We start from the raw sequence: 14,304 nt of genomic DNA on the forward strand, positions 1-14,304 counted from the left end.
GTCCGACCGAGTCGGCCTCACAGCCGCTTCGACACGTACGGCCCGTCCTGGTGGTAGCCGAGCTTGTCCCGGTAGTACTCCCGGGCGCCGATTCCGGAGATGACGGCCATCTTGCGGTAGCCGGCGTCGCGGGCGAGCTCCTCGGCGCGTTCGAGGAGCCTGGTGCCGTACCCCTTGTGTTGCCAGTCGCCGTCGCCGCCGATGGCGACCTCGGTGCCGTACACGTGGAGCTCGCGGATCAGCGCCGCGTCCTCCAGCTCCCGGCGGATCGCGTCGTCCTCGGTGCCGGGCGCGCCGGGCTGGTCGGGCGCGAACGAGGGGAACCGCAGGCGGCAGAACCCGACGAGCAGGTCGCGGACGGGGTCCTCGAAGGAGATGAAGTGTTCCGTCCCGCCGCCGGCCTCGTACGTCATCACGTCGAGTTCGACGTCGTCGGGGTCCGGGTCGGCGTCGTTGTGACCGACCTCGCGGGCGCGGATGTCGCGCTGGACGATCCCCTTCTCCTCGGCGCGCTGATCGGCCAGCTGTCGGAGGTTCGACTTCCAGACGCCGCCCTCGATGAAGTCGGCGGGGATGTCGCGCTGGACGCGCTGGAGCCGGGTGTACTTCGGGACGTGGTCCATCGCCTCGGCGACGACGTCGGCCGCCTCCTCGTTCGTGAGGGGGTCGAACTCCTCGCGGCGCCACCGGTCGTACACCCGAGTCCCCTCGACGACGAGCGTCGGGTAGATCTTCAGGTAGTCGGGGCGCCAGTCCGGGTTCTCGAAGATCTGTCGGAAGTCCTCGATACACATCTCCCGCGTCATCCCCGGCTGTCCGGGCATCATGTGGAACCCCACCTTGAACGCCGCGTCGCGCAGGCGACGGTTCGCGTTGCGGGAGGCCTCGTTTCCGTGCCCGCGGTGCATCTCGCGGTTGATCCGCTCGTAGGTGGTCTGGACGCCGACCTCGACTTTGGTGCCGCCCAGGTCGAGCATCCGGTCGATCTGCTCGGGGTCGCACCAGTCGGGCTTCGTCTCGAACGTCGTCCCGATGTTGCGGATCGCGTTCGTCTCGTTCTCCGCGATCACGTCTTCGAGGTACTCGAACTCGGTCTCCTCGGGAGCGGGCGCGAACGACTCGCCCTCGGCCGGCTCCGGCTCCTCGTCCAGGTCGTAGTCGTTCATCGCCTGCAGGGCGCGCTTCACGAACCACTCCTGGTAGTCGTGCGAGCGCGCGGTCATCGTCCCGCCCATCAGGATGAGCTCCACCTTGTCGACCGGGTGACCGATCTTCCGGAGCTGTTCGAGCCGGAGCGTGACCTGCCCGTACGGGTCGTAATCGTTCTGCTCTCCGCGGGCCGCGGCGGGCTCGTGACCCGTGTACGACTGCGCCGAGGAGAACTCCGAGGCCGGTCCGCCGGGGCAGTAGAGGCACTTCCCGTGCGGGCAAAGCTTCGGCGAGGTCATGATGGCGACCGGCGAGACGCCGGACGCGGTCCGGACCGGCTTCCGCTGGACCACCTCGATCACGTCGTCGCGCGCCTCGAAGGGCGCGTGGTCCAATATGTCGGTGTTCTTCGGGACCTTCGGGGACGAGAACTTCGAGCAGGCGTCGAGCTTGGCGGACTCGAGGTCGTCGCGGTCGATCTCGCCCGCGAGGATCCGGTCGACGAGGTGTTCGCAGGTGCGGACGAACGCCTCTGGCTCGTCGCCGTCGGAGTTCCCGCCTCCGTCGTCACCCCCCTCGCCGCCGGCGTCCGCGTCACTCGCCGCGTCGGTACTCATTACGCTCCGATCGACGGGTTTCGGAGTTAAGCGTGTCGCACCGCGGGAACCGGCCGGTTTTAGGCCGACCCGGGCGTAGCCGCCGCCGTGTTACGCAAGGACCTCCTGCGCGTCTCGCGGGCCGGCGGTGGATACCGCCCGCGCTTTACGGGTCGCGAGCACCGCCCGCTCGCGGCCCGGGTGCTCGGGACGTTCGAGTCCCACGTCGGGGAGCGCCGCGGCGACCTCGACGACGCGCTGGCGGCGCTGGAGGCCGACGCCGGCGACTCCGGCGGCGACTTCAAGCTCGTCCGCGGGCTCGCGGCCCTGATCGAGCGCGAGTGCGACTTCGAGACGCGGGCGCCGGTCCCGCCGCGCCGCGTCCGGCGGGCCGCGTTCGAGGCGGCGGAGGCGGTCGGCGTCGCGAGCGAGGCGGAGCGGGAGACCGCGGTCGACCGAGCCGCCGACGCGCTGGGGATCGAGCCGGGCGACGTGGAGGCGTCGCTCTACGCCGACCGCGACGTCAACGAGGTCCTCGTCGACGCCGACGTGCGGTGGGGGCCGGACTCCCTGTTGGAGCAGTACGACCTCTCGCTGGCGCAGACCGCCCTCTTCGACGCGACCGAGGTCCGGATCCGGTCGAACGACCCGAAGCGGCTCGTCTCGGCGGTGAAGCGGCTCCGGCTGATGTACGAGCTGGAGAAGACGCCCGAGGGGCGGGAGCTCGTCGTCACCGGCCCCGACACCCTCTTTTCGCGCACCCGGCGATACGGGACCGCCTTCGCGCGGCTCCTCCGGACCGTCGCGGAGTCCGCGGAGTGGTCGCTGGAGGCGACGATCGACGACCGCGGCCGCGAGCGCACCATGCGCCTCTCCGACGGCGACGTGACGGTGCCGGGCGTCGAGCCGGTCGCGGAGCCGTCGTTCGACAGCGGGGTCGAGGCCGACTTCGCCGGGCGGTTCCGCGGGCTCGACCTCGACTGGTCGCTCGTGCGGGAGCCGGAACCGCTCGAAACGGGGACGCGCGTGATGATCCCCGACTTCGCGTTCGACTACGATCACGCCGACTTCCGGCTGTTCTTCGAGGTGATGGGCTTCTGGACCCCCGAGTACGTCGAGAAGAAGCTCGGCCAGCTCGCAGACGTCGAGGACGTGGACCTGCTGGTCGCGGTCGACGAGAGCCTCGGCGTCGGCGAGGCGGTCGCGGCGCGCGACCACCGCGTCGTGACCTACTCCGGCACCGTCCGCGTGAAGGAGGTCGTCGACGTGCTCCGCGAGTACGAGGCCGAGTTCGTCGCGGACGCGGCGGCCGATCTCCCGGACTCGTTCGAGCCCGAGGACGACGTGCTCACGCTGACCGACCTCGCCGACCGCTACGGGGTGAGCGTGGCGGCGGTGGAGGACGGCCCGTTCCCGGAGCACGAGCTCGTGGGGCGGACGCTGGTCAGGCCGGCGGTCTTAGAGCGGATCGGCGACGAGGTGGCGGACGGGGCCCCGCTGACGGAGGCGGAGGCGGTGTTCGACGGGTACGGTATCGACGACGCGAGCGCGACCCTCTCCGCGCTCGGGTACCGAGTCGAGTGGGAGGGACTCGGCGGTGGAACGGTCCGGAGAAGGAAGTAAAGCGCCGATCGCGGATTACTCTGGGCTGAAAATGAGACTGATTTTATATATTTCGGTAAGGTAATTGTCCGGTTGGAGCACGCTATGGTCACCAACATCCAGACGCGGCTGCTCGGTAGAGACGTATCGTTCCCGGTCGAGGAGTCACGGTTCGCCTACTGGCTCGTCGTGATGCGGCTGATCGTCGGCTGGTGGTTCCTCCACGCGGGGCTCGACAAGTTCTTAGCCTGGCCGTTCGACGCGAGTTGGTTCGTGGGCGGCGCCGCGGCGGGGACCAGCCTCGCTCCGATTGTCACGCTGTTCTCCGACGGAATCATGCTGTCGTTCGTCAACGTCATGGTCCCGCTCGGGCAGACGCTGATCGGGCTCGGCTTAATCGTCGGCGCGCTGACGCGGCTGGCCGCGTTCTTCGGCGCGTTCCTGATGACGTTCTTCTACTTCATCAACGGCGAGACCGGCGGCTGGGCCCACGGCGTGATCACCGGCGACCTCCTGGGGCTGCTGATCTTCGCGATGATCGCCACGCTCGGCGCCGGCCGCGTGCTCGGCGTCGACGCGTACCTCGCGAAGACGGAGTTCGTCAGGAACCACCCGCGGATGCGGTACTTGATCGGCTAACACGGAGACAACAATGAGCGAACTCACCACAGTGGAACGAGTCGGACTGTACGGCGGCGCAGCGCTGCTCCTGATCGGGACGGTCGGGATGGGGCTGCTCGAGATAATCGCGGGAGCCCCGCACCCGGTGTCGGGGGAAGGGCAGGTCGTCCACGAGACGCTGATCAGTCTCAGCGTGCGGTCGTACACGATCCTGCTCGGCCTGATCCTGATGGCCACGTACGGGATCACCAACCTCGCCACCAAGCCGCCGAAGGACACGTCGATCTGAGGCGTTCGACGCGGTGGAGCGCCGTCAGCGGGCCGCGCTCCGACGGGCGGTTTTTATCGAATCCGACGGGGGCCCCTCGCTCCGCGACGGGGACCCCTCACTCCACGACGGGCAGGTCCGCGCGGCTCCCCTTGGGTACCACGGAGCGCAGCTCGTCGTAGAGGTACAGTCCAACCCCGATCGGCGCCGACCCGCCGGCTATCTCGTGGGTCGCGATCAGATACCCCCAGTCGCCGTCCCACTCCGGGAGGTCCTGATCGTCGCCGGCGGCGAACCGGGCGGCCTGCTCGGGGCCCAGTTCGACGACGTTCCGCGTCGCGTGGCGGCCGAACCGGGTGGCCGCGCGCCCGGTGGGCTTCCAGTGCTCCTGTCGCGTCCGGAGGAAGGTCATCCCGATCGCCTCCACCTCGCTGGGGTCGGTCGCCTCGCCGTTGAAGATCCAGACCTTCCCCGCGCCCTTCTCCCAGAAGCTGTACCCCTCGAAGACGCTCGGGTCGACCCCGAACCGCTCGTCCCACCAGTCGAGCACCTCACGCCGGCTCGCGCGCCCGTCGACCTCGCGGTCGTCGGGGGTCTCCGGGAGGCGGTCGAAGCGCTGGCCGTCGTTAGTCGGGGCGTCTCCGTCCGCGTCGTCGACGGATCCGGGGCCGTCGCTCACGCCGCCACCTCCCCGTCGCCCGCGCCCGCCTCGTCATCCCCGCCCACACGAAGCTTCGCGCAGAAGAACCCGCCCGTGTCGTTGTGATGGGGGTAGACGCGGTGCGCGCGCGTCACCGACTCGTCGAACGTCTCGCCCTCCCACTCGGTGACGCCGGGGACCGCGTCGAGCGGGAGGTCGAACTCGACGACCTCGCAGTCCTCGTTCGAGATGACGTGGTCGAGCACCGCCTCGTTCTCCTCGGGCGCGAACGTGCAGGTGGAGTAGACGACGGTCCCGCCGGGGCGGGTCGCCTGCACGGCCCGGGCCAAGACCCCCTTCTGGATCCCCGCGACGGCGTGGACGTGGTCGAGCGTCCACTGGTCGACGACGTCCGGGTTCTTGCGGCAGGTGCCCTCGCAGGAGCAGGGGGCGTCGACGAGGGCCCGATCGAACTCGTCGAACGCGAGCGGCTTCGTCGAGAAGTTCCGGGCGTCTTGATTCGTGACGATCGCGTTCGTGATCCCGAGGCGCTCCGCGTTGTGCCGGAGCGCGGAGAGCCGCCCGAGGTTGTTGTCGTTGGCGACGAGCGTGCCCTCGTCGTCCATCGCGTCGGCGATCTGCGTCGTCTTGCTACCGGGGGCCGCGCAGGCGTCCCAGACGCGCTCGCCCGGCCGCGGGTCGAGCGCGAGCCCCGGGAGCACCGACACCTCCTCTTGCCCGTGGGTCCAGCCGTGGACGTACGGCCAGTTCCCGCCGGGGTTCCCGTCCGGAAGCCGGAGCAGGCCGTCGTGCCACGCCACGGGCTCGTACGCGACGCCCGCTTCGTCGAACGCCTCGCGGACCCGATCGGGCGAGGCCGCCATCTCGTTCACGCGGACGACGGAGGGCAGCGGCCGGTCGCAGGCCGCGCGGAACGCCGACGCGTCGTCGACGAGCGGCTCGTACCGCTCTAACGGATTCATGCCACCCCTTTCGCGGCGGCCCGTTAGTCGGTTTCGGGACGCGCGCGAGGCCACGCAGTCGCACGCCCCGCGCGCCCTACGTTTTAGGTCCCTGCCCGGAGTAGGCGAACGCATGGCACGCATCTCCGTCCTCGACGAGGACGTCTCGCTGGACGAGCCGACGCTGGTGGAGGGGTTCCCGGGCGTCGGACTCGTCGGAAAGATCGCGACGGACCACATGATCGAAGAACACGAGATGGTCCACTACGCGAACGTCCACTGCGACGGGCTCCCGCGGGTGGCCGTCTACCGCGAGGACGAACGGGCGCTGACGACTCCCGTGCGGCTGTACGCCGACCCGGAGAGCAACCTCGTCGCGCTCCGGAGCGACGTGCCCGTGAATCCCGGCGCCGCGACCGAGGTCGCCGGCTGCCTGGAGAACTGGTTCGCGGAGACGGTGACGTTCCCGATCTTCCTCTCCGGACGCGGCCGCGAGAAGGGGGAGGCGCCGCCGTCGATCTACGGCGTGGCGACCGGCGACGGCGGCGATCGGCTCGAGCGCGCCGACGTCGAGGACCCGCCGGAGGCCGGGCTGATCTCCGGGCCGACGGGCGCGATGCTCGCGGAGGCGCTGGAGCGCGACCGCGACGCCGTCGGGCTCGTCGTCGAGTCGGACCCGCAGTTTCCCGACCCCGAGGCCGCGCGGATCCTCATCCGGAACGGCATCGACCCGATCGCGGAGACGGAGACGCCCACCGAGGGGCTCGTCGACCAGGCGACCGAGATCCGCGAGGCGAAGCGGGCGTTCGCCGAGCGGATGCAGCAGGCCACCGAGGAGAGCTCGCAGGCCGAGCCGCTGAAGATGTTCCAGTAGGCGGCGCGCGCGGTTCTCGACCGGGACGCCGGCGGCTCCGGTCGGGCGGTCTCTCGATTTCGTCGACGCCCGCGCCGAGCGGGGCGCCCCTCGACTCAGTCGTCGTCCGCGCCGGGCGACCCGTCTCCCGCCTCCAACTCGTCGAGGATCGGGCGGTACTTGAGCTGGATCTCGTCCCACTCGCGGTCGGGATCGGAGTCGGCGACGAGGCCGACCCCGGCGAAGAGGGTGGCCCGCCGGGGCGCCGCGACCGCCGAGCGGATCGCGACCGCGAAGGCGCCGTTGCCGGCGGCGTCGATCCAGCCCACCGGCGCCGCGTACCAGCCGCGGTCGAACGGCTCCGTCTCGTGGATCGTCTCCAGGGCGCGGTCGGGCGGGAGCCCGCCGACGGCGGGGGTCGGGTGGAGCGCCTCCACGAGGTCGAGCACGTGGCGGTCGTCGCTGAGTTCGGCCGTGATCGGCGTGTGGAGGTGCTGGACCGTCGCGAGCCGGCGGACGCGACGCTCGCCGGCGGAGACCGACGCCGCGAACGGCTCCAGCTGCTCGCGGACTGTGTCCGCGACGAGTTCGTGCTCGTGGACGTTTTTGTCGTCATCGAGCAGCTCCCGCGCGAGCCACTCGTCCTCCGCCGGCGTCTCGCCTCGCCCCGTCGTCCCCGCGAGCGCGTCGGTCTCGACGGTCCGCCCGCGAAGCGAGACCAGCCGCTCCGGAGTTGCGCCGAAGAAGGCGCTCTCCTCCTCGTCCGGCTCGAAGTAGTACCGGTGACAGTCGGGGTACTTCTCCGCGAGCCGTTTCAGCGTCGCCGCTCGCGGGAATTCGGCCGCCAAGTCCGCCTCCAGCGCCTGCGCCAGGACGACCTTCCGTAAGTCGCCGCCGCGGATGCGGTCGACCGCGGCGTCGACGCTCTCGCGCCACGCCTCGCGGCTCGTGGTCCGACGGGTCTCCGCGATACCTGGGCGCGGCGGATCGGCCGCGTCGCCGTCGACCGCGGCGAGGCGTTCGACCTCGTCCGCCAGCCGGTGCTCGACGGCGTCAACGTCGGTCTCCGGGCCGACAGCGTTCACCGTGAGCCAAGTGCCGTTGTCCGCGAACGTGAGCTGGACGCGCGGGAGCGCAAAGCGCGCCTCCGGGAACGGCCCCCACGTGTCGCCGCCGCAGGCTCCCTCGTGGAAGGCGAATCCGCCGAAGATCCGGGGACGAGCGGCCTCGGTCCCGGCGTGGACGTCGCCGGAGTCGAACAGGTCGGCGGCGGCGCTCCGGATCTCGGCGAACCGCTCCGGGCCGCTCGCGGTGAGGGTCGCGGCTGCCCCGCTCCCGAGGACGAGGGCGTCGTCCGGCGCGCTCCACGTCGTCCGCGGCGTCGAGAGGGCGTCGAAGGCGGCCGCGAACGGGGGCGCGTCGACCGCGGTCGTGCGGCTGACGAGGGGCGGAGCCGAGGTCGAACGCGCCCGTTCCATTAAGTAACGGTCGGCACTGCGGGCCCTTTATCCTGACTATCCCGGGGGTCGGCGCGGGCGACGGGCGCGCGGTCGCTCGCTCTAACGCCTACGGCGCGAAAGCGCTCGCCGCCGTCAGCTGTACCGCTCTTCGTTCCACGGGTCGGCGGTGTCGCTGTAGCCGCGCTTCTCCCAGTAGCCGAGCTCCTTCTCCGTGAGGAACTCCACTCCCGAGACCCATTTGGCGCCCTTGTACGCGTACTTGTGGGGGGTGACGACCCTGATCGGTCCCCCGTGGTCGGCCGGGAGGTCGTCGCCGTCGTAGCCGTACGCGAACAGGACGCCGTCTCGAGCGCACTCGTCGAGCGAGAGGTTCGTGGTGTAGCCGTCGAGCGCGTGGAAGAGGACGTGTTCGACGTCGTCGCGGACCCCGGCGTGGTCGACGATTTCGGCGAACTCGACGCCGGTGAACGCGCAGTCGAACTTACTCCACCCCGTCACGCAGTGGAAGTCCTGTCGCTGGGTGACGGCCGGGAGGTCGCGGAACTCGGACAGCGAGAGATCGAGGGGGTCGTCGACGGCGCCCCACACCTCGAAGGCGAACGTCTCGGGGTCCCACGAGGGCGTTCCGCTCTTCGAGAGCACCGGGAAGCGGTCGGTCTCGCGCTGGCCCGGAGGGAGTCGGTCGTCGCCGTACTCGCGGTAGAGCCCCGTGAGGTCCTGAACGTCGCCGTCGGCCTCGGTCGCGGCGTCCGTGCCGCCGGATCCACTCATACGCCGGCGTAGGCGTCGCGCCCACCTATGCGTATCGCTCCGCGTCGGTTGCAGAACCCGGGTCGACCCCAGTCACACCCCGGAAAACGACGCCGACGGCGGGGGGCGTCGCCCTGACTCGCGGGCTCAAACGGCTGTCGTTCGCGAGGCCGGCAGACCGCCGATCGGACGGCGAGGACGCAGGCGCGTCGAACGTGTCGCCCATCGATTAGAAGTTTCGTATAACAGATCTAGAATTTAGATATTTCGAACTGAAGTTTCGAGAATGCCGTCGTGAGATTTCTCATACCCGTACCGTCGACGCCACATTTATATACCCATTCCCATTACTCCCGGGCAGGAAATGCCACGAGTAGAGATAACCGTGCCGGAGCATCTGGAGATGCAGATCGCCCAGATGGTCGAGCAGGGGGAGTTCCTCAACCGAGAGGAGGCGGTGGAAGAGCTCCTGTCGACGGGGATAAAGGCGTACAAGACGAGCGGACCGAGAGACGAGGACGACTCCGGCGGGTTCGAGGACGAGGGCATGATGGGCCACGAAGACGAGTACGTGTTCTGAAGCGGGACCGTCCCCGCGATCTCTCCCCGGCTGTACGTTCGCGTCCGGTACCCCCCCGCGAGCCGTGCGTATTCCCCTCAACAACGCTTAAATTGTCTACGACTCGTATCTCTGGTATGCACAAAGACGAGCTCCTCGAACTCCACGAACAGATGGTGACGATCATGGAGCACTTCCGCGCGAACGAGACCGTCGACGGCTCGCTGTTCGACCCGTACGACGAGCTGGAGGTCGACCCCTCGCACGTCCACAAATCGAAGAGCGAGCACAAACACGCCGTGTTCGTGCTCGGCAACGCCCTGGCGAACGCGATGAGCGAGGACGAGTTCTCCCCCGCCGGCCGCGTCGGCAAGCGGATGAAGGAGCTGGCGGACGACGCCGAGAACAAGATCTGACCGCCCGGTGCCACCTCCCGGTCGACCGACCCGCGGATTCATAAGCGGTCGACCGCTCCCTTTCCCACATGGTCGCGGAGGCGCTGACGTCCGACGCCGCCCACCTCGCTGTCGGCGGCGGGCTCGTCGCCGTGGCGGTCGCGGTCGTTTATACGACCGACCGGCCGGCCGGATCGTGGACCCGCGCGCTCCGCTCGCGCTTCCTGCTCGGCGTGCCGTGGGGGACGCTGGTCGCCGTCGCCGGCGTGATCGGGGTGTACCTCTTCGTCCAGAGCGGGCTGGAGAACCCCGACCGCCCGGTCGTGATCCCGTTCCGCTCGTGGTCGTACTTCTACCCGGAGGGGCTCCTCTGGTCGAGCTTCGCGCACGCCAACCGCGGGCACATCACGGGGAACCTCCTGTCGGCGCTGGTCGCCGGCGGAATCGCCGAGTACGCCTACGGGCACTTTCCGGGCGGACGCGAGGTCGATGAGGAGACGGGCACGCTGCGGTCGGCGCTGCCGAGCCGGGAGTCCCTCCCGTCGCGAGAGTCGCTGCGCCGGGTCCGTTCCGAGGGCGCTACCGGGTTCGGCCTCGGCGCCGTCGGACTTTCGACGCTCGCGTCGCTCTCGATGAGCGCGTCGCGTCCGGACACCGATCCGCTCGCGGAGCGTCCCTCCGTTCGGGCGTTCGTCGTCGTGCCGGGCGCAATCGCGCTTTTCGGGGTCGCCAGCGCGCTGTTCGCGCTGGGGCCGGTGATCGGGTTTTCGGTGGTCGTCTTCGCGCTGTGGGGGTTCGCGCTCGTCTTCTATCCCGTCGGGACGATCGCGGCGCTCGCGGGGGCGACGCTCGTGAACGTCGCCTACCGGGCCCTTCGGGACCCGGTCGTCACCGCCGGAGCGAGCGGCTCCTACGGGCCGCCTGGGTGGGCGAACGTCGCCATCCAGGGCCACACCCTCGGGCTCATCGCCGGGATCTTCGCCGCGGTGTGGCTCGTCCGGCGGCGCCGCGAGCGCGAAGCCCGCTCGGACGGCGCGGAGGGCGGTCAGGCGGTGACGGCGTCGAGCGGCGGCTCTGGGACGACCGCGCTCGCCGCGTTCGGCGCGGTGCTCCTCTTCGGCGCATCCCGTCGGCTCTGGGCGGTGTACTGGTACCTCGGGAACGAGCGGTACGAGTTGTACCGGGCGCTGGGATTCGGGCTGCTCGCGGCCCTCGCGGCGATCGTCGCCCTCGCGGTCGCGGGGCGAGACGAGCCGCTGCGTCCGGACGCGGCCGTGCCGGAACCCGACACGATCCGAGGGGCGGTCCGGTCCGCCACGCCGGCCGCGATCGGACTCCTCCTGCTCGCGTCGGCGCTGGCGGTCGTCGCCGGACCGGGAGTGGTCCCGAACCTCGTCGCCGTCGACGACGGCGACCTTCCTGGCGACCCGATCGAGATCGAGGGGTACCAAGTGACCTACGCCGAGAACGTGGAGGACGAAGTGGTGGGCGTCGTCGACGTCGAGGCGTTCGGTCGGTCGACGAGCGTCAACACCTCGGGGGTCATCGTGAAGAACGCCGAGCGGGAGATCTGGACGACGGCGGTCTCGCGGGGGAACCTCGCCTTCTGGGGGTACCGCGCCGTCGACGTGGGCGGGACCGGGTGGCGCGAGACCGTCTGGGTCCAACGAGTGGGGTGGGTGGCGGCGAACGGCGGCCCGGCCTACCGGGTCGACGCGGTCCGGAACGAGACGCGCTCGACGCTGTTCACGAGCGAGCCGGCGCGGGCGGAGCCGCGGATCGACGGGCGCAACGTCACCGTCGCGGCCGTCGAGGGGGGCTTCGAACTGCGCGTCGCCCACGGGGGCGAGACCGAGCGGGCGGCGCTCCCCGCGGCGAACGAGACGGTCACGCTCCAGGGGGTCGCGTTCGTGCGCGAGGAGGACGCGGTGTTCGCGGAGCGCGGGGAGACGCGGGTGCGGATCGCGACGCGGGAGCGGTACGAGGGGCGGCAGTAACGCGCGGTCGGACCGAGGGCGGCAGTGAGGGGGTATCGGGGCGGGGAACCCGACGGGCTCACGCCCACTCGATCCGGTACACCTCGGCGTCGATATCGCGCGACTCGTCGCTGTGATGGTCGAACTGCGCGTCGATCGCGAAGTCGGCGGCGAACGCGTGGGTCACCTCGCCGCCCTCGTCGGCCGCGAACGCCTCGACGAACTCCCGGCTGCCCGCGTTGTGGACCGAGTAGGAGACGGTCGCGACGCGGCTCGCCGTCGCCAGAAAACCGCGGTCGGCGTTGCGGTTCCCGTCTCGGGCGCCGAACGGGGGGTTCATCACGACCGTCACCGGATCGGGCACGGCCAGCGGGAGCCGCGTCGCGTCGGCCTGGATCCAGTGGACCGGGGCGCTGGCGGCCACCCGGCGCTGATTGCCGGTCGCGGTGAGCAGCGCGTCGCGGTCGAGTTCGACGCCGAGGACGCGGGCGGGGCCGCGGAGGGCGGCCGCGAGCGCGAGCATCCCCGTCCCGGTGCCGAGATCGAGGACGGTGCGACCGTCGACGTCGCCGTGGAGGTCCGCGAGGTGGACGACGTGCGCGGCCAGGTCCGGCGGCGTGGGGTACTGTTCGAGCGCGACGCGCGGCTCTTCGAACCCGGCGACGACGCCGAGCTTCGTCGCGAGCGAGCGCTTCGACGCCATCCGTCAGGCCGCGGCGGTCCGGACGAGTTCGACCCCTTCGCGGTCGGCGCGCTCGGCCAGCGCCGACAGCGCCGGCTCCGCGGCGTCGGGGTCGGACACCTCCCCCAGCCGGACCTCGATCCGTCCGGCGCCGAGGAACGACGCGGCGCGGACGAACTCGCGGAGCCGGTCGGCCTCCCGTTGCGTCGAGAGCGTGTCCTCGCAGTCGAAGCAGGCCTCGACCGACAGCGTCGCCGGCTGGTAGCCGCGGGCTGAGAGCTCGGCCTTGAGCTCGCGGAGGTGTTCGGGCGCGGTGCTGTCGAGGTCGTCGGCGTCGATGACGATGGGGTCGATCTCCGCGGGTCGACAGCCGCGGAGCGTCCCCTCGATCCCGTCGGACTGCGTCGTGCTCATGGAAACCCATATGTTGTAGTTATACAAAAGTCTTTGTGAATGTTTGATAGTAATTATAGCGCCGATCGTCGCGGCGCTAATATGACCGCGCTCGGCGGTCACGTTTCGTGTTCGATGACCGGTAGCGCCGACGGTCGGCGAGTCGGGATCCTCGGCACTGGATCGTCAGTAACTGGCGTTTGAAGCGCCAACGGACTCATTCACACCAGATGAGAGGAACCGGAACCGACCGGCGACGCGTGCGGATCCGGGACAAAGGTTTAAATAGGACAATAACCAGAAACCTTATAATGGAACGTCCGAGCCGCCAGCGTCAACAGGAGCGGAACACCGAGCGAGAGTCGGACGAGACGGAGACGGTCTCCTGCCCGGAGTGTGATTCGGAAGAAATAGTCACGGACGCCGACCAAGAGCTCGTGTGTGAGGACTGCGGGCTGGTCTTGGACGAGCGGAACATCGACCGCGGGCCGGAGTGGCGGGCGTTCAACCACTCGGAGCGGCAGTCGAAGTCGCGCGTCGGCGCCCCCATCACCGAGACGATGCACGACAAGGGGCTGACGACGACGATCGACTGGAAGGACAAGGACGCGTACGGACGGTCGCTCTCCTCCGAGAAGCGATCGCAGATGCACCGGCTGCGCAAGTGGCAAGAGCGGATCCGCACGAAGGACGCCGGCGAGCGCAACCTCCAGTTCGCGCTCTCCGAGATCGACCGCATGGCGAGCGCGCTCGGCGTGCCGCGGTCGGTACGCGAGGTCGCCTCGGTCATCTATCGACGCGCGCTCAACGAGGACCTCATCCGCGGCCGGTCGATCGAGGGCGTCTCCACCGCCGCGCTCTACGCCGCCTGCCGGCAGGAGGGCATCCCCCGATCGCTCGACGAGGTCGCCGACGTCTCGCGCGTTCCGCAGAAGGAGATCGGTCGGACGTACCGCTACATCTCCCAGGAGCTCGGATTGGAACTGAAGCCCGTCGACCCGAAGCAGTTCGTTCCCCGCTTCGCGTCGTCGCTGGAGCTGAGCGAGGAGGTCCAGTCGAAGGCGACGGAGATCATCGACGTCTCCGCCGAGCAGGGGCTCCTCTCCGGGAAGTCCCCGACCGGATTCGCGGCCGCGGCGATCTACGCGGCCTCGCTGCTGTGTAACGAGAAGAAGACCCAGCGCGAGGTCGCCGACGTCGCGCAGGTGACGGAGGTCACCATCCGCAACCGGTATCAAGAGCAGATCGAAGCGATGGGCTTCCGCTAGCGGCGACGCGTGCGGAGGCGAGCCAGCCGTGTCGCGGCCGGAAACGCGGCGCCGGCGACGGGCCCTCGTCGCGGCGGAAAACGCGGCGCAGACGTGCGGTCTTCCCGCGGTGCGCCGCTCGTGATCGGGT

At 70.1% G+C, this 14,304-nt stretch carries 15 protein-coding genes; 8 read left to right on the plus strand and 7 right to left on the minus strand.

Going from position 1 to position 14,304, the window contains the following annotated elements; genetic code table 11:
• Positions 1-17 precede the first annotated feature (17 nt).
• Positions 18-1,766, minus strand: coding sequence for a tRNA uridine(34) 5-carboxymethylaminomethyl modification radical SAM/GNAT enzyme Elp3 (locus DJ81_RS09820; RefSeq protein ID WP_094522387.1), 1,749 nt, complete (start codon positions 1,764-1,766; stop codon positions 18-20).
• A gap of 87 nt (positions 1,767-1,853) precedes the next feature.
• Between DJ81_RS09820 and DJ81_RS09825 the strand changes: the two genes are divergently transcribed.
• The 3 genes from DJ81_RS09825 to DJ81_RS09835 all read left to right on the plus strand — a co-directional run bounded on the left by DJ81_RS09825 (position 1,854) and on the right by DJ81_RS09835 (position 4,257).
• The gene (locus tag DJ81_RS09825; RefSeq protein WP_094589493.1) at positions 1,854-3,368 is read left to right on the plus strand and encodes a DUF790 family protein; all 1,515 of its coding nucleotides are present in this window, start codon (positions 1,854-1,856) and stop codon (positions 3,366-3,368) included.
• 84 nt (positions 3,369-3,452) lie between these two features.
• Positions 3,453-3,986, plus strand: coding sequence for a DoxX family protein (locus DJ81_RS09830; RefSeq protein ID WP_094522393.1), 534 nt, complete (start codon positions 3,453-3,455; stop codon positions 3,984-3,986).
• Between the two features lie 13 nt (positions 3,987-3,999).
• On the plus strand, positions 4,000-4,257 hold the full coding sequence (locus tag DJ81_RS09835; RefSeq protein ID WP_241881481.1) for a hypothetical protein: 258 nt from the start codon (positions 4,000-4,002) through the stop codon (positions 4,255-4,257).
• 97 nt (positions 4,258-4,354) lie between these two features.
• Here the strand turns inward: DJ81_RS09835 and DJ81_RS09840 are convergent, their stop codons facing one another.
• A complete protein-coding gene (locus tag DJ81_RS09840) occupies positions 4,355-4,915 on the minus strand; it encodes a hypothetical protein (protein WP_094522395.1) in 561 nt (186 codons plus the stop codon).
• A complete protein-coding gene (locus DJ81_RS09845) occupies positions 4,912-5,859 on the minus strand; it encodes an RsmB/NOP family class I SAM-dependent RNA methyltransferase (protein ID WP_094558380.1) in 948 nt (315 codons plus the stop codon). Before DJ81_RS09845 ends, DJ81_RS09840 begins: the two co-directional genes overlap by 4 nt.
• A 112-nt stretch (positions 5,860-5,971) precedes the next feature.
• On the opposite strand from DJ81_RS09845, the gene DJ81_RS09850 reads away from it, so the two are divergent.
• On the plus strand, positions 5,972-6,712 hold the full coding sequence (locus DJ81_RS09850; protein ID WP_094522399.1) for a proteasome assembly chaperone family protein: 741 nt from the start codon (positions 5,972-5,974) through the stop codon (positions 6,710-6,712).
• A gap of 95 nt (positions 6,713-6,807) precedes the next feature.
• On the opposite strand, the gene DJ81_RS09855 is transcribed toward DJ81_RS09850, so the two are convergent.
• Positions 6,808-8,169 carry an isochorismate synthase MenF gene (locus tag DJ81_RS09855; RefSeq protein WP_094558379.1) on the minus strand — a complete coding sequence of 454 codons (1,362 nt, stop codon included), beginning with the start codon at positions 8,167-8,169 and terminating at the stop codon, positions 6,808-6,810.
• Between the two features lie 114 nt (positions 8,170-8,283).
• Entirely contained in the window at positions 8,284-8,922 is a 639-nt protein-coding gene (locus DJ81_RS09860; RefSeq protein WP_094522401.1) for a sulfite oxidase-like oxidoreductase, read from the minus strand.
• A 343-nt stretch (positions 8,923-9,265) separates the two neighbouring features.
• On the opposite strand from DJ81_RS09860, the gene DJ81_RS09865 reads away from it, so the two are divergent.
• The 3 genes from DJ81_RS09865 (at position 9,266) to DJ81_RS09875 (ending at position 11,852) form a co-directional block, all read left to right on the plus strand.
• Complete coding sequence (locus tag DJ81_RS09865) at positions 9,266-9,481, plus strand: cell surface protein (protein ID WP_094522403.1); 216 nt, start codon at positions 9,266-9,268, stop codon at positions 9,479-9,481.
• 116 nt (positions 9,482-9,597) lie between these two features.
• Positions 9,598-9,876, plus strand: a complete 279-nt coding sequence (locus tag DJ81_RS09870; RefSeq protein ID WP_094522405.1) for a UPF0058 family protein — start codon at positions 9,598-9,600, stop codon at positions 9,874-9,876.
• Positions 9,877-9,944: 68 nt separating this feature from the next.
• Positions 9,945-11,852: a rhomboid family protein gene (locus tag DJ81_RS09875; RefSeq protein ID WP_094589495.1), complete on the plus strand. Its 1,908-nt coding sequence runs from the start codon at positions 9,945-9,947 to the stop codon at positions 11,850-11,852.
• 58 nt (positions 11,853-11,910) lie between these two features.
• Here the strand turns inward: DJ81_RS09875 and DJ81_RS09880 are convergent, their stop codons facing one another.
• Both DJ81_RS09880 and DJ81_RS09885 read right to left on the minus strand, forming a co-directional pair.
• Positions 11,911-12,534: an METTL5 family protein gene (locus DJ81_RS09880; RefSeq protein WP_094526240.1), complete on the minus strand. Its 624-nt coding sequence runs from the start codon at positions 12,532-12,534 to the stop codon at positions 11,911-11,913.
• Between the two features lie 3 nt (positions 12,535-12,537).
• A complete protein-coding gene (locus DJ81_RS09885) occupies positions 12,538-12,927 on the minus strand; it encodes a hypothetical protein (RefSeq protein ID WP_094522411.1) in 390 nt (129 codons plus the stop codon).
• Positions 12,928-13,217: 290 nt separating this feature from the next.
• Between DJ81_RS09885 and DJ81_RS09890 the strand changes: the two genes are divergently transcribed.
• Complete coding sequence (locus DJ81_RS09890) at positions 13,218-14,174, plus strand: transcription initiation factor IIB family protein (protein WP_094522413.1); 957 nt, start codon at positions 13,218-13,220, stop codon at positions 14,172-14,174.
• Positions 14,175-14,304 lie beyond the last annotated feature (130 nt).

The sequence above is a fragment of the Halorubrum sp. Hd13 genome (assembly GCF_002252755.1).
Classification (GTDB): Archaea; Halobacteriota; Halobacteria; order Halobacteriales; family Haloferacaceae; genus Halorubrum.

What these genes read in the sequence shown, in the direction of transcription:
- DJ81_RS09820 (WP_094522387.1), bottom strand. Translation starts at nt 1,766, where the DNA reads ATGAGTACCGACGCGGCGAGTGACGCGGACGCCGGCGGCGAGGGGGGT.
- DJ81_RS09845 (WP_094558380.1), bottom strand. Translation starts at nt 5,859, where the DNA reads ATGAATCCGTTAGAGCGGTACGAGCCGCTCGTCGACGACGCGTCGGCG.
- DJ81_RS09860 (WP_094522401.1), bottom strand. Translation starts at nt 8,922, where the DNA reads ATGAGTGGATCCGGCGGCACGGACGCCGCGACCGAGGCCGACGGCGAC.
- DJ81_RS09865 (WP_094522403.1), top strand. Translation starts at nt 9,266, where the DNA reads ATGCCACGAGTAGAGATAACCGTGCCGGAGCATCTGGAGATGCAGATC.
- DJ81_RS09875 (WP_094589495.1), top strand. Translation starts at nt 9,945, where the DNA reads ATGGTCGCGGAGGCGCTGACGTCCGACGCCGCCCACCTCGCTGTCGGC.
- DJ81_RS09855 (WP_094558379.1), bottom strand. Translation starts at nt 8,169, where the DNA reads ATGGAACGGGCGCGTTCGACCTCGGCTCCGCCCCTCGTCAGCCGCACG.
- DJ81_RS09870 (WP_094522405.1), top strand. Translation starts at nt 9,598, where the DNA reads ATGCACAAAGACGAGCTCCTCGAACTCCACGAACAGATGGTGACGATC.
- DJ81_RS09880 (WP_094526240.1), bottom strand. Translation starts at nt 12,534, where the DNA reads ATGGCGTCGAAGCGCTCGCTCGCGACGAAGCTCGGCGTCGTCGCCGGG.
- DJ81_RS09830 (WP_094522393.1), top strand. Translation starts at nt 3,453, where the DNA reads ATGGTCACCAACATCCAGACGCGGCTGCTCGGTAGAGACGTATCGTTC.
- DJ81_RS09850 (WP_094522399.1), top strand. Translation starts at nt 5,972, where the DNA reads ATGGCACGCATCTCCGTCCTCGACGAGGACGTCTCGCTGGACGAGCCG.
- DJ81_RS09890 (WP_094522413.1), top strand. Translation starts at nt 13,218, where the DNA reads ATGGAACGTCCGAGCCGCCAGCGTCAACAGGAGCGGAACACCGAGCGA.
- DJ81_RS09835 (WP_241881481.1), top strand. Translation starts at nt 4,000, where the DNA reads ATGAGCGAACTCACCACAGTGGAACGAGTCGGACTGTACGGCGGCGCA.
- DJ81_RS09885 (WP_094522411.1), bottom strand. Translation starts at nt 12,927, where the DNA reads ATGAGCACGACGCAGTCCGACGGGATCGAGGGGACGCTCCGCGGCTGT.